This window comes from Rothia similimucilaginosa, from assembly GCF_029850985.2.
GTDB lineage: Bacteria > Actinomycetota > Actinomycetes > Actinomycetales > Micrococcaceae > Rothia.
This window is the reverse complement of the sequence record NZ_CM138149.1, coordinates 622107-636390: the sequence shown is the minus strand read 5'-3', so window position 1 is coordinate 636390 and position 14284 is coordinate 622107. Positions and strand designations below refer to the sequence as shown.

Annotated in this window: 6 protein-coding genes; 2 read left to right on the top strand and 4 right to left on the bottom strand. The window is 58.7% G+C overall.

Annotation, left to right across the window (positions count from 1 at the left end):
- Positions 1 to 600 precede the first annotated feature (600 nt).
- From QFX07_RS02735 to QFX07_RS02720, 4 genes are all read right to left on the bottom strand, one after another.
- A complete protein-coding gene (locus QFX07_RS02735) occupies positions 601 to 5373 on the bottom strand; it encodes an ATP-dependent DNA helicase (RefSeq protein ID WP_279755077.1) in 4773 nt (1590 codons plus the stop codon).
- Between the two features lie 78 nt (positions 5374 to 5451).
- Entirely contained in the window at positions 5452 to 9333 is a 3882-nt protein-coding gene (locus QFX07_RS02730) for a UrvD/REP family ATP-dependent DNA helicase (protein WP_279755076.1), read from the bottom strand.
- A gap of 77 nt (positions 9334 to 9410) precedes the next feature.
- The gene (locus QFX07_RS02725; protein WP_279755075.1) at positions 9411 to 10097 is read right to left on the bottom strand and encodes a hypothetical protein; all 687 of its coding nucleotides are present in this window, start codon (positions 10095 to 10097) and stop codon (positions 9411 to 9413) included.
- Positions 10094 to 11599, bottom strand: coding sequence for an AAA family ATPase (locus QFX07_RS02720; protein ID WP_348539962.1), 1506 nt, complete (start codon positions 11597 to 11599; stop codon positions 10094 to 10096). The genes QFX07_RS02725 and QFX07_RS02720 overlap by 4 nt, the downstream gene beginning before the upstream one ends.
- A 434-nt stretch (positions 11600 to 12033) precedes the next feature.
- Here QFX07_RS02720 and QFX07_RS02715 point away from each other — a divergent pair, with 434 nt between their 5' ends.
- Together QFX07_RS02715 and QFX07_RS02710 are read left to right on the top strand one after the other, a co-directional pair.
- Complete coding sequence (locus tag QFX07_RS02715; protein ID WP_279755073.1) at positions 12034 to 12729, top strand: 3'-5' exonuclease; 696 nt, start codon at positions 12034 to 12036, stop codon at positions 12727 to 12729.
- Positions 12730 to 12857: 128 nt separating this feature from the next.
- Positions 12858 to 14228: a threonine/serine exporter family protein gene (locus tag QFX07_RS02710; protein WP_279755072.1), complete on the top strand. Its 1371-nt coding sequence runs from the start codon at positions 12858 to 12860 to the stop codon at positions 14226 to 14228.
- Positions 14229 to 14284: the final 56 nt, after the last annotated feature.

Here is a 14284-nt window from a genome sequence, read left to right as displayed (position 1 = left end):
GGGGCAAAAACTTTCCCTATAGATTTTTTCAAAAACTCCTGGAATACTTTTGCTGTGCCGCAAGAAAACCTGCGGACACATTCCCCATAGCGCACTGACCAGTGCTGATATCGTGGCAGCGATAAAAAGGGGAGACAGATTGGACGGGGCCCTGACCAGTCATGTCAGACCCGAGCCGGATTCATGCACCGCGCAACCAATCACCGATGGCAGAAAACTATAGAGCTACTTTCAAGGTTGTGTTTGAGAGTATAGACGCACGCAAACCCCACGGGGCGTCGGCGGCGCGAGTGAGGTCGCGAGAGCGGCAGTCGTTCGGCGCGATTCTTTCCCGGACAAGGGCACGAAGGAGCTCTATAGTTCTTCAGCGGCTGAGGACGCCTCCTCACCCTAATGCAGTGGGGTGAAGAGGCGTCCTCTGGCATTACCCCGTAAAAGTCCGCACAGAAAAGCAGCTCACGAGGCGCAAAGCCTACAGGAGCTGCTTTTTCTATATTCGGTGACAGCTTGTGCTCGCACTGCGCAGACTGGCACGGCGCATACTAGCGGGGCACGCTAGTACGCGAGCGCCGCCTACCTGACGCTGTTTAGACCTGCTACCTAGCCCTTGCGCGCCTCACGAATCACCTTCGCCAGCTGTGCCTCCGTGGGTAGGCCGCCATGGATCTGGTGATCCCACACCTCCGCAACGCCCTTGCCGCCCAGGTACACGAACACGGTGCTGATACGCTCCGGGTCCACGCCCATAATGCGGGAGAACGCGATACGGTACAGACCCAGCTGGAAGCGTCGAGACTGCATGGTCGCCATCTTTGGGCGGGAACCGCTCTTCCAGTCCACCAGGACCCAGCGTTCACCGTCCTCGTCCTCGGTACGGAACACCGCGTCAATACGGCCGCGCAGGCTTACGCCCTCAATATGGGTTTCGACCGGGTACTCGACCGCCCAGATGCGGTCCTTCCACTCGTCGCTGCCCCACTCGCTATCGGCGAAGCGCTCCCAGAGGCGCTGAACGGAGGCCTCCAATTCGCTCTCGGACTCCTCGTAGGCATCTTCGAAGGTGAACTCGTCCTGTTCCTGCAGGTCTGCAAAATCAGAGGAGTCTGCAGGCTCAGCGGGCGCGGTGGAGGCGGCAGCGGAACCAGGCAGGTCAACGCCCACCGTGTCCTCCGCATCGGGTGCTTCCAGCGGGTCAGCGCTCGGCACTACCCCGAAGTGCTCCTCAATCAGCGCGTGTACCGCCGTACCAATCGTTGCCGCACGCGAGGGACGCTGAGGCACCGGGCGCATCAGCTGATGCACCGTGCCCTGCGGGTCCTCGCTCAGGCGGATGAACGTGGAGGCGGACAGGTGCCCCGGCAGCTGATCGCTGAGCAACGGGTCGGTCTGCCACCTCATGAGCAGCAGCAGATCGGCTTCGCGTTCCCAGTCCACCACCTGCTGGCGTAGGGATTCTGGAATGGCGGACTCACCATGCGCTGTGGATGCGGCGGGTACAGGGCTGCTTGCGCTCTCCCCTGCCGCCCCAAACTCGGTACCCTCATACGGGGTACCCTCGTCACCCGCGCCGACGGCGAGCTCCACCGCCAGGGCGGCACGCTCCACCGCCTCGCGACGGCTCGAGGAGTTAATCGCAATCTCACGCTCCAGGTGCTCATGCTGACCGCAGCGAAGCACCTCCTTCGTGCCCTGCGTGAGAGCGTCATCAGAAGCCCAACGCCAAATCACGGGGCGCTCCAGCGGGTCAAAAGGCCACATGGCGGTCAGCACCGCACCCAGGTTCGGGTTCCTGTCTTCGTAGTTCTTCTGGGCGAATTGGCCGCGCACCTCAATCGGCAGCGCCGCCGCCACCGTGGGCGAAAAACCGGGCTGAGGCGGTTGCGCCTCACTCCATTTCTCCCGCTCGGTGGCTTCGATGATCCATTCGGGCACCGGCAGGTTCAGTCGGGTGCAGTTCTCCGCTACCGTGCGTGCTCGTACGGAAGGAGCCGCCAGCTGCCAATCCTGCGCGAGGGCGGGAGCCATGACCTCAACCAGCGCCCATGCGTAGCATTGCACCTGCTCGGCGTAGGTTGCCCGAGCGTTCGCGCGTGCCTCCACCTGCTCGGGGGTGAGCTCATCAGCGTCTACGGGGTAGAGGTCCAGACCCTCCAGCAAGGCCGCCTCATCAGGGGTGGGCGGCAGATTCGAGGGGTCCACGACCGTACCGTGCACCAGGGTCACCGGCTCGGTCAGGCGGTACTTCGACTCAGCCAGCTGCTCAACCCAGCGGCGCACATGGTTCAGGTGCACCTTTTTGCGCTTATCAGCGGGGTTCGGAATCGTATACAACAGGCCCATACCCACCAGTTGGGGCGCCGCCCAGGGGGTATCCATCGTCTCCTCGAAGCGCACAGAGGGCGCATCTACCGTGGGCGTGCCCATGCTGAAGAGCGACTTGAAAAGCATCTCCATCAGCTCCTCCCAGAAGGGCTGCACCGGCTGAGGTTGCGTAGCGGAACTCTTCCAGCGGTAGGCGCTCATCGCCAGCAGGTTACGGGCACGGGTCATCGCCACGTACATGAGGCGGCGGTCCTCCATGCCGGCGTGCTCGGCGGCATCTTCCTTATGCTCGTCCAGGTAGTCTTCTAGGTCCTTCGCCTTCTCGAAGGCGGTAATCTCCTCCGCACTCTCAAGGATTGACGGGAGGTACTCGCGGTCGCCACGCAGCGGCCAGGGCAGAGCCGCATTAGCCGACATCTGCCACAGGTTCGGGGTCTGCCCGCCGGTCGCAGTACCGCACAGACCAGGCAGAAGCACATGATCCCATTCCAGGCCCTTCGCGGCGTGCATGGTCATCAGCTGCACCGCGTTCGGGTCAGGTTCCACCGTGCCCAACGCCAAGCCCTTCTCCTCATCATCGGCACGCTCAAGCCAGGCGAGGAAGCCCATCACGTAGCTCACACCGCCCGAAGACAGCAGGAAGCGGCGCGCACCCGGATCGTCCTCCTCCGCGCTCACACCGTCAGAACCGGCGTAAATCATCGCGTTAATACGCGGTGCCGACATACCGTAGGCGGCAGCAACCTCGTGGAAAGCGTCCAAGTTCGCGCGCGAACCCAGCGGGTCGGTACCCGGGCGAACCGCCAACTCAATATCGAGAAGCATAGTCCGCTCAATCTCGTACAGCAGCGTGCCCAAATCCTCACTCAAACCGGCACGCAACACGCGCATCTGCTCAGCAAAAGCACGCAGACGTTCCAGCGCCGCCGGGGAGAAACGGCGGCCACGGTACTGCTCACCGTAGAGGGGTTCACCGTCCACACCGTCCTGCGGCAGGTTCTCCACCGCCTCGATGAGGGAGGCGTAACCGGAGGAATCCTCCACCGCACCCTTGAGGGTTTCGTCCAGACGTTCCTGGGCGGCACGCAGGTGCTCCGCCTGCAGGTTGATAGCAGCTGCGTCGTCGGCGTCTTCAGCCTCGGCGAGCATACGCAACGCCATCTGCTCACGCAGGGCACGCTCACGCTCACGCACCAGAGACTGCGCCCAATCGCCCAGCGCCAACATATCCGCCGCACCCAAACGCCAACGCGCACCCGTCAGCAGGCGCGCCAGGGCATCCGAACGGTTCGGATCAGCCAGCACACGCAACGCCGACACCAAATCCACGACCTCCGGCTGGGAGAGCAAGCCGCCCAAACCCACCTGCTGCACCGGAATACCCAGGCGCTCACACTCCACACGAATCGGGTCCAGCTGACCGTGCACACGCGCCAACACCGCAATCTCGGGCATCTTCAGACGCGGACGCACTGAACCATCACCGGAACGATGCGCCGCGTAGGCACGCTCATACTCGCGCACCGCCTGCGCACGCATCGCCGCAATACGCTCGGCGATAGCCACAGCCTCCTCGCGGTCAGAGTCATGGTACGTCAAATCAACACGCCCCACCATGCCCGCGGCAGCCTGCTCAAAAGCGGGCGAACCAGGCTCCCCCATCAGGGCGCAGCGCGGGCGCAGGTCAGGAACCTGAGCGGCGGTAATATCGCCGTCAGCGGCACGCACCCACTCGGGAACCTCCTTCAGCTTCTCCGCCACGTGGTTTGCTGCGTTCAGCACCGAAATATCGTTACGCCACGCAATGGATAGGAACAGCGGCTGCACATGCTCAGTCGGGAAATGACGGTAGAAGCTGAACATCTGACCGTCCGAAGCACCACGGAAACCGTAAATCGACTGCTTCGGGTCGCCCACAGCCATCACCGGATGCGCCGGAATACCCGCCGCCTCATCGGCACCGTAAATCGAGGAGAACAAGCTCATCTGCGCGTGCGAAGTGTCCTGGAACTCGTCCAGCAGAACCACCTTGAAGCGGGCACGCTCACCCTCACGAATCGCCGGGTCAGACTCCGCAATGCGGGCGGCAAAACGCATCAGGTCACCGAAATCCAGCACCTGCATGCGCGACTTCACGCGGGCGTAGCTGACCGCCATACGCGCGTACACTCGGCGGTTACGCAGCAGACGCTGAACCTTCAGAATGTCCTTCTCAGTCTTCGTCTCACGGCGAGGCTCGGGCACCGCCGCGTACGCCGCTAACTGCTCGGTGCAGAAATCAATGACCTTTTGCGGCTCCACCAGGTGCTCCGCGCACTCGTCAGAGAGTTGCAGCATCTGGTTAATCATGGTCGCCGCAGACACCGGCACGCCGTCCTTATCGAGGGGAAGCTCCCCCTCCCAGTACTGCACAATCTGCGCGGCAAGCTGCCACTTCTGCGCATCGCCAAGCATCTGTGCGTCCTGCTCCACGCCCAGGCGCAGACCGTACTCCTTGACCAGGTTATTCGCGTAGGAGTGGTAAGTGAGCACGGTCGGGTCAGCGACGCCCTCGCGCAGCTCCTCATCGGTCGGGGCGACGCGACGGCTACGGCGCAGCGTATTCAGGCCGGCACGCATACGGCTGCGCAGCTCGGTTGCCGCCTTGCGGGTGAAGGTCACGCCGAGAACCTCTTCAGGGCGTACAAAACCGTTATCGACCAGCCAAATCACGCGGTCAACCATGGTCGCAGTCTTACCCGAACCGGCACCGGCAATGACGAGGGTCGGGGCAGGGCCCGCCTCAATCATGCGTACCTGCTCGGGGGTCGGTTTCTTACCGTCAGCGTCGTTGAGCATCTCGGCAATGTCAAGGGCACTGCGGTAGTCGGTAGACTTCAGCGCGGGGTCATTCGTGACGGCTTCTGCCGAGAAGAGCACGCCGTTGGGCAGCTGCCAGCTATTGTGCTCGCACCACTGGGCGGGGGTGAGCATGTCGGTGCCAGAACCGGGGTGAGCGCCGAGGTTAGTAGCACTGTGCATATCAGCGCCGTATGCGCCAGAGTCAATCATGATTCCTCTTCCTCATGGATCATTCTCATGGGAGGTTCAGTGTGAGTGATATCGAAAGTAAACGGGGGTACGCGGCTACTAGGGTTGTGTCACCTGACGGCCGCGCGTACAAATCGGGCAAATCTCCGGCAGACGACACCCGTAGCCACCCTCACGGTGACGAGCCTGTACCTGCGAGCCAGCAATCAGCTCCGCGGCGTGTTGCACCAGCTCAGCCGCCCACGAATCGTGCTCCGTCAGGGCGGGCTGAACCTGCAGGCGAGTCTTGCTCTCATCGTTCACGCCCGAGGCGCCCAGCTGCACGAGCGCCGCGCCTGCGGAATGACCCGTATAGCCGGTGTACTCCAGCTCCTGGGGGCGGGCATCCGGTAGCGGTTCGCCCGCCTCCAAGGCGGCAGCTTCGGCACGGTAACGCTCCTCCAGCTGTTCACCCGCACCAGCCTCCACCGCAATCTGGTAGGCGGCAAGCTGCGGATGCGTCTCCATCTCCGACCCACTCGGCTTAGACTTGCCGGTTTTCAGGTCGACAATGGCGTAGCGGCGGGTGCCGTCCTCCGCCGGGGCGGTACCCTCGAGGCGGTCCACACGACCGGTGAGCAGCGCGTCCAGCTCGCCGACTTCACCGGCGGGGTCGAAGGGCACGGGCACACGCACCGCGAAGGAACCTTCAACACCGAGGTTCTGCCAGCCGGCGTCGCCCATGTGCTGACGGTAGTAGTAGCTCAGGCGCAGAATCATGCGCTTGGCGCGCTCGTAGAGGGCGTAGGATTCCCAGGGCACGCGCTCGCGGTACTCTTCGTCGGTTTCGCCCTCCTTGCGGGCGGGCACGCCGAGGGAGCTAATGCGCTCGTCGAGGGCGGTTTGGAGCTCTTCGAGGGTGCCGGTCGGGTACTCCTCGGCGATGGCGTGAACGAGCGTTCCGAGGGAGCGGGACAGGTCGGTTTGGGCTTCCGCGCGGGCGGCGGAAACCAGCCAGTCCAGCGGGGAGCTGTGGATGGTTTCCAGGCGCGAGGGCGAAAGCGTAATGGTGCGGCGGCCAGGGTTTTCGGCAGGGTTTTCAGCCTGTTCTTCGCCGTGTTCTTCACCGTGGTTTTCGTCCAGCTCAGCGTGGTCTGCCGGGCGGTGCGCAAAAAGTAGCTCAGTGCTAGAAAGCGGCAGCAGGCCCCACCACTCGTCGGGTGCGGCGCCGGGTGCCTGGGCGTTCGCCAGGCGCGCCAGAGTGCGGGAGGCGGCATCGAGTCGGTACGCGGAAGCCTCCGGGGTGAGCGCCTCTTCCTCCGATGCGTTGTGCATCGGTGCGCCGTTCTGCTGTGTGTCCTCCTGCTGGGCGTCTTCGGCGCGCATTGCGTTCATCGATTCCTCAACGAGGGTGCGGCGAAGCTCCGCCACGAGGGAACGCAGGGTGGCGGGGCGGCGCACGCGGGTGATGGGCACGTCCGTGGAGTCGCCGACCGCGTCGGTGGGCAGCACAAAGTCGAAGAACTCACCGGGTGCCTGATCATCGTTGCGTACGGCGGTGAGCACGAGGCGGGTGCTGGCTCGGGTGGCGGCGACGGCGAACATGCGCAGCTCGTCGTGGCGGGTGTCGCGCACGCGTTCGGGGTAGCTACGGATGCGGGCGGGCGGCACCGGCTGCTCGCTCTCCCCCGCCTGTTGTTCTGCCTGCTGTGCGCGCTGGCGGAGGCGCGCATCGCACAGGTCCGTAAGGTCGCCGGTGCTCAGCAGGGAGCCGCGCACAGTGGTGTTGGGCCAGGTGCCTTCCTGCAGACCGCATACATATACGGTGCGCCAGGACTGACCTGCGGCGAGTGCGGGGGTGAGAATCTCGACCGCGTCTTGGCGTACGCCGCGGGCGGCGAGGGTGTCCATGGGTAGGTCCTGCGCGTCGATGAAGTCGAGGAACTGCTCGGCATCGGCGCCGCGCATCTGCTCATCGAATCGGTCGGCGGCTTCGAAGAGACCGATCATGGCGTCGAGGTTTCGGTGGGCTGCGTCGGCGTCGGGGCCTGCGCCGCACGACTGGGCGACCCAGGTCTTTTCGAGGCCGCTGGCTTCCCAGAGTGCCCAGAGCACTTCGGTGCTGGTGGATTCGGGCCGGGCGAGTGCTTTACGTCCGGCGGAGAGCACGGCTGCGATGCGGTGCACTGCGCGTCCTACGCCCTCTTCGGGGAGGGTTTCGGGGTGTAGCAGGGCGCCGAGGAGCAGGTCGTCGCTGGGGCGGTGGCCGCCGCTTTGCAGTTCGATGGATCGCAACTGCTGGCGGAGTCGTCGCACGTCCATGCTGGATGCGCCGCCGAGTCGGGAGGTGAGCAGGGTGATGGCGCTCTGCGCGCCACCGAGGGGGTTGGCGCGGCTTTCTTCGGCGATGACGTCGTTGAGGCTTCGGCGCATGAGCTCTTCAGCTTCGGAGGCGCTGAGGGTTTCGTAGCCACCACGCTCCGCCGCCTCCGAACCTTCCGCGCCTTCTGCGGTGGGCATGTGCACGGCGGGGTTGAGCGCCTTCTCGCCGCGCTTGCGGGCATAGACGAGCAGGCTGAGCGCGTCGAGGAAGGGGCGTACGGCGGGCTCGTCGCGCACCGGTACGAGCGCCGCGGAGGTACGCGAGGGAATACCGTTCGAGGAGAGCACGCGGCGGATGCGCGCCACGTCCGCGCTGCTACGCACGATGATGGCGGACTCGCGGTAGGGGTGGTTGCCGTAGATGCGTTCTTCGAGCAGCATTTGGGCGATGAGGTTCGCCTCGTCCTGAGAGCTAGAGAGCGCATACTTATACACACCGGCGGGTGCGGTGCGGTAGTGCGCGGGGTCGAGGATTTTGCCGTCGGCGCCCAGGTGCAGCAGCGGTTCGTCGGCAGCACCCCAGGTGAGGGCTTCGTCGGCGGGGGTGGTGTTGATGCGTCCAAAGGTTGCGGGCGCACTGTTCTTTGCGCCTCCCTGCGCACGGTCCTTCGCTCCCTCCTGTTCAGCGGTGAGCGGCACGAACCGGGTGTAGCGCGGCAGGCGGCGGCGAATATCCGCCACAAGCGGCATCATGAGTGCGGGCAGGCGGTACGAGGTGGTGAGCGTGCGGGTGCGCATGCTGGGGAAGCTTGCCTGCAGGGTGGTGACGAGATCGGGGCGGGCGCCTCGGAAGCCCTGGACGACGGCTTCGTCGCTGTAGGTCATGACAACCTGGGGGCCTTCAGCGAAGAGGTCGGGGTGGGTTTCGGTCAGGTGCGCGGCGTCTGCGGGGGCGACTTCTGCGGCGATGAGGCGCAGCAGCCGGTAGATGGAGGGGCTAAGTTCCTGCACGTCGTCGATGAGGATCAGGTCGTAGCGGCGGCGTTCTTCGGCGAGGAATTCGGGGGCGCGCAGCAGTAGCCGGCAGGCGTCATTGATGAGTACTGCCGGGTCGTAGGCGTTTTTGGCGCGGAGGGCTCGCACGGCACGGTATTCGGTGTGCAGTTGGGCGAGGGCATGCCAGGCGGGCTGGTTGTGTTCGGTGGCGAGGGCGTGTACGTCTTCGGCGGTGAGGTCGTATTCTGCCATGCGGTCGAAGAAGTCGCGGATTTCGTGGCGGAATCCGCGGGTTGCGAGGGCGTCGCGGAGTACGTCGGGCCAGGCGGGTCCGGGGGCGATGCCTTCGGCGTGGTTGGCGAGTAGTTCGCCGATGATGACGTCTTGTTCGGGGCCGGAGAGGAGTTTGAGGTTGCCTTCTACGCCGCTGAGTAGCCCGCGGGTTTGGGCTCGTTTGAGCAGGTCGAAGGCGTATGCTGCCCAGGCGCGGGTGGGTGCTACGGAGAGGCTGCGGTCGCTGGATGCGGCGATGGTGTCTCGCATGCGGGTCGCGGCGGTGCGGGTGGGTGCGAGGATGAGCAGGCGGGCGGGGTCGTTCCCGTCGGCGAGGTAGCGCAGGGCGCGTTCGGTGAGGTGATGGGTTTTACCGGTTCCGGGGATGCCGGTGAGAAGTTGGGTTGTCATGGTTTCAGTCTATCGGGTGGGCGGCGGGTACGCCCCGCCGCCCGTCATTATTCTCCCGGTTAGGAGTTCCCTATGTTCTATCCGTATAAAACCTTATTCCAATAAATCTGCATATGTCCGGTTTCATTATTCTGCACAATATCTCCAGGGCCAAATTTTGCAAAATTATCTGGAGTATTTTCAACTATCGCTTTAGATTTAATATTCTCATTTAAGGGAGGAACAACTCTTCGTTTAGGTGATCCCGCCGACCTATGCCCCTTTTTAATTCCTGAGCTACCTTCGCCCCCTAAACCATATATACACACATAGCGAATCTTATATTTATGAGATTCATATGTTTGATTACACCATTCGCAAGGACAGGTACATTTCTCAACATCCCCACGTTCGGCAAAAATTTTAATAACAGATTCGCAATATTTTAAAAAAGCTTCTCCCCCTTTCAGTTGATTAATTATATCAGCTCTACGCTTTCTTATATTCCCACCTTTCAGCTCAATAACGCACGCGATAGAATTCTCAGGGTCAACAATCAGATAATCAGGACGCTTTGCTTCAGAGTGGCTTCCATTAAATATTCTCTCCACACTAAAATTATTATCCAAATCAACCATATAAGCACTTCTTGGAAGTCTTGCTATGTCTAGAGCGTACCCAGCATAATCTTCCCGCTCCTGCTCACTCAAAATAAAGGTTTGATCTTCATTATTTGAGAATTTAATTGCATCGTCATGAAAAAGATTTTCAAAAAGTGTAATCACTCTAATCCCCAATAGATGTAATCTTCCAATTTATTCATTTCATCTATTACACTATTAAAGGAGTCCATCTTTATTCCGTATTCACTGACTTCAACCTTGGACAGGGTATTTACATTTTGCCTTCTTAACCTTTTAGGTGCAGGTTCTTTGGGGACAAAAATGCTAGCAGGACCTGTCACGTAGACATTCATTTCATCATGTCTCATCAGCATAGATTCATCGTACCCTGAAATAATATCTGGATTATTGGTGATCGCTTCTTCCCATACGGACTTCATGCGAATCAGATAATTCAATTCTCGAATAATATACTCACTATGAGTTGTAATAAGAATATTAATTCCCGCTCGAGAAATCATTGCCAAAAGACGGGCCATAAGACGTTGATTTCGGGGATGAAGATTCAATTCAGGCTCATCAATTATCAACAAATCCCCTTTACGGGCATAATAACGAAGATAGAACCACAAATCAACCAACGCTCTAACCGAACTAGACACTTCATCAAGGCTAAAGCGATTATTTCGCTTCTTTGTTTTAGTCTCACCCCTCGAGGGTTTAGCCTCTCTCTTTGAGAAAAAATAACCAATAGATGAACTTGAATATCGATATTCACCTTCACTAATATTTAAGAAATACTCAAGGATATTTTCATGTTTTTGATAAATGTAACTATCCTTCTTGACAACAGTTTTAATCCTCGTCATAAAGTCGATATTAGACTGAATCGCAGAAGGATATTCAAAATCATACTGTGGATCAACAGAAATCTCCTCACTAAACAAGGAATCACGCATAGCCCTATTTCTACTATCACCGCGATTTTTCATCTTAGACACTATTGATGAAACAAAATTCTGGCGAGCAACCATCAAGCTCTCTTGGAACGTGACAATTCCTGTCCTCTCAGCACTTGATATATATGGCCGAGGAAACACAGATTTTAGAATGCATCTTATAAGTGCAAACGATATCCCATCATCAATTCTCCTAATTTCTTCAGAACTGAATGCAGATAAAGCCAAAAGACCATTACTTGCCATGTCTTCCATCCTGAAATACACACACAATTCGCCTTCTTTTTTCTCGGCAGAGATAGCTACATTCTCCCAATCATCTCCATCTTCCGACGGGACAGGAATATTTACATCCAGCACCCATTGTGACTCACGTATTTTCTGAATATCCGATTCGTCCAAATGGATTCGCAAGTAACTATCAGTAAATTTAGTGCCTTCGGCAGCAAATATAGCATCTAAACTCCGCGAGTAAACATTACATAACCCATCTAGAAACTCCTGCAACAAAGAAACATCTCCCGAAGATGGATTAACATACTCTCCTAAATCAACCCTCGATTCTCTTGTCTTCAAAAGACCTTTCAGATTAATTGATTTAACTTTGAATCCACTACGAGATGCAAAAGAGTCAAAAATCCCTTCCCAGCCACTTAAAAACCCAAACAAACTATACGTGACATATGTTTTACCAGTGTTATTCATGCCACATATAATATTGAATGTCTCGAGAGAGTATTCAGCATACCGGACTGGCCCCATATTATGAATACAATATTTCACAATATCCTCCTAAACAAAAAACAAATGGAACTATTTAGAATAGTTAAAAAATATCTTATCTCTTAAATTTGGAACCTCCATGTCCCGGGGCGCAAAACTTCAGTAAATATATGATACCTTCAAATTCTCTCATCACCTCATAAGGTGGTTTATCTTTTCGGCTTCTCTAGACAGAGATTCCATAGCCAAGCTAGGGGTCACCTGAGCTAATTAAGGCTCCTCATCCAAGGCATACATGCGGATATTAGCGTTGCTTCTGAACACGTTATCAAGTAAGAGAGAACCGCTTCTCGCTTATCCACAGCCGCGTGACGACCGGGCGCGCGCCTCCTTCTCCGCTGGGTTAGTCTTATAGCATGACCTGGATGAACGGCCTGCGCGCCACTTTTGACCTTGAAACCACCGGTGTGGACGTTACCACCGCCCGCATCGTGACTGCTTCCCTGATTCTGCTGGATCCTCAGGGTAATGTGGTGCGCCGTGGCGAGTGGCTGGCTGACCCCGGCGTTGAGATTCCTGCCGGTGCCGCCGCCGTGCACGGTATTACGACCGAGTACGCACGTGAGCACGGTCGTCCCGCCCGCGAGGTCGTGTGGGAGCTTGCCGGCGCGATTGGTGCGCTAAACCTTGACGGCGTGCCGACTATTGCGTTCAATGCCGCCTACGATTTTTCGGTGCTGCACCACGAGATGCTGCGCCACAATATTGCCAACGGTGAGCTGCCGCCGGGTGTGGTGCTCGACCCGTACGTTCTGCATAAGCACGTGATTCCGCGTAAGCGCGGCAAGCGCACCCTGGAGGTTCTCGCCGCCGAGTACGGTGTCTCCCTGGAGAATTCGCACACGTCCGCTGATGACGCCCTGGCAGCGGAGCGTCTGCTGGTGAAGCTCACCGAGCAGTTCCCCGAGGTCCTCAACGTGGATGCGCGCCAGCTGCATGAGCAGCAGGTTCAGTGGGCGGCGGAGCAGGCGGCAAGCTTCCAGGCGTGGTTGCGTACGCAACCGGGTAAGGAATCTGAGGTCATTGACGGCCGCTGGCCGGTGCGTCGCTAAACTCACCTCGGCTACCCAACTATCTCGCCTTTGCTGACAGGCTGACGCTATCGTCGGCTGGCCATCTCCCCTATGCTAAAAAGAGTATGCACAACGCATTGACAGAAATTAGCCCGGGAGCGCCCTCAATGGACCATCACCGCAACCCTTCACACGAACCCTACCCGGATACAAACACGCGCAGTATCTATCTGGGCTCTACCCGCCTGGCGCATGAGCATTTGGTGGCGCAGTCTCAGGTGGTGCTCCGCCTGGGTCGCATCCTGATGAAGTCGGGTGCGAGCGCCTACCGTATTAAGGCGTCGATGGCGCGTTTGGCGAAGGCTGTGGGGTTGAAGGAGCATCACGCGCAGGTGACCTTCACTGAGATTTCGACATCTTCGTACACGGACGGTAATTTCCGTACTGAGGTGGCTGAGCAACGTACGATGGGCATTAACGCTCATAAGCTTGACCAGTTGGGTAAGTTCATTTCTGAGCTTCCTGAAAAGATCACCCCTGCGGAGGCAAACGCTGAGCTGGACCGTATCGATTCGGCAAAGCCGCTGTATACCCGTTGGATGCTGGCGTTGGCGTCGGCTGTGGCCTGTGCCGGGTTCGCCTTCTTGAACCGTGGCGGTCTGGTGGAGTGCTCGGTTGTGTTCTTGGCGGCGGGTGCTGGCCAGTATTTGCGTTCGACTCTGCTCAAGCGCGGGGTGAGCCATATGGCCACGTGGATGGCTTGTGGTTTCTTGGCGGCGAGTCTGTACATTGCGATTGTTAATGTGCTGGTTGCGGCAAGTTGGATTAGTCCGAACCATATGATTGGTTTTATTTCGTCGGTGCTGTTCTTGGTGCCGGGTTTCCCCATGGTGACGGGTATGCTCGACATTTCTCGTATGGACTTTTTGGCGGGTATTTCACGTCTGACGTATGTGGGTTTGTTGCTGATTAGTGCGTCGTTTGCGGTGTGGGTTTTGGGGTCGCTATTCCATTTGCCGCTGGCTGCTCCGGCACCTCTTAATCTGCATCCTACCCTGTATTTGGTGTTGCAGGTGCTTTCCTCGGGTGTTGCGGCGGCTGGCTTTGCGATGCTTTTTGCTGCCTCTCCGGTGGCGTGCCTGTGGGGTGGTGTAATTGCTGCGGTGGCGAACCCCGCCCGTATTTACATGGTGGAGGCGGGTATGCCCGCACATATGGCGGCGACGATTGCAGTGTTTGGTGTGGGTATTTTGGCTGAGATTGTGGCGCCGCTGCATCATCGTAAGTACACACGTATTTCGCTGTCGGTTCCGGCGGTGGTGACGATGGTTCCGGGTGTTCCGTTCTATCGTTCCATGTCGCATTTTGCCAGCGGTGACATGTATTCGGCGACGACCGGTTTTGTGCAGTCCATGCTGATTTTCATGGCGTTGGGTATGGGCTTGGCGTTTGTGCGTCTGCTCTTTGATAAGAACTGGTTGTTTGATCAGGACACTCAGGTGCTGCACCGTCTGGATACTGACCGGCATATGCGTTAGTTTCTGAGTTTCTTCACCTATCTGTTACCTAATCTGCCGGTTGTGTTTTATCGTCA

Coding starts and splice junctions, on each gene's coding strand:
- QFX07_RS02735 (WP_279755077.1), bottom strand. CDS start 5,373: ATGATTGACTCTGGCGCATACGGCGCTGATATGCACAGTGCTACTAAC.
- QFX07_RS02730 (WP_279755076.1), bottom strand. CDS start 9,333: ATGACAACCCAACTTCTCACCGGCATCCCCGGAACCGGTAAAACCCAT.
- QFX07_RS02715 (WP_279755073.1), top strand. CDS start 12,034: ATGACCTGGATGAACGGCCTGCGCGCCACTTTTGACCTTGAAACCACC.
- QFX07_RS02710 (WP_279755072.1), top strand. CDS start 12,858: ATGGACCATCACCGCAACCCTTCACACGAACCCTACCCGGATACAAAC.
- QFX07_RS02720 (WP_348539962.1), bottom strand. CDS start 11,599: ATGAATAACACTGGTAAAACATATGTCACGTATAGTTTGTTTGGGTTT.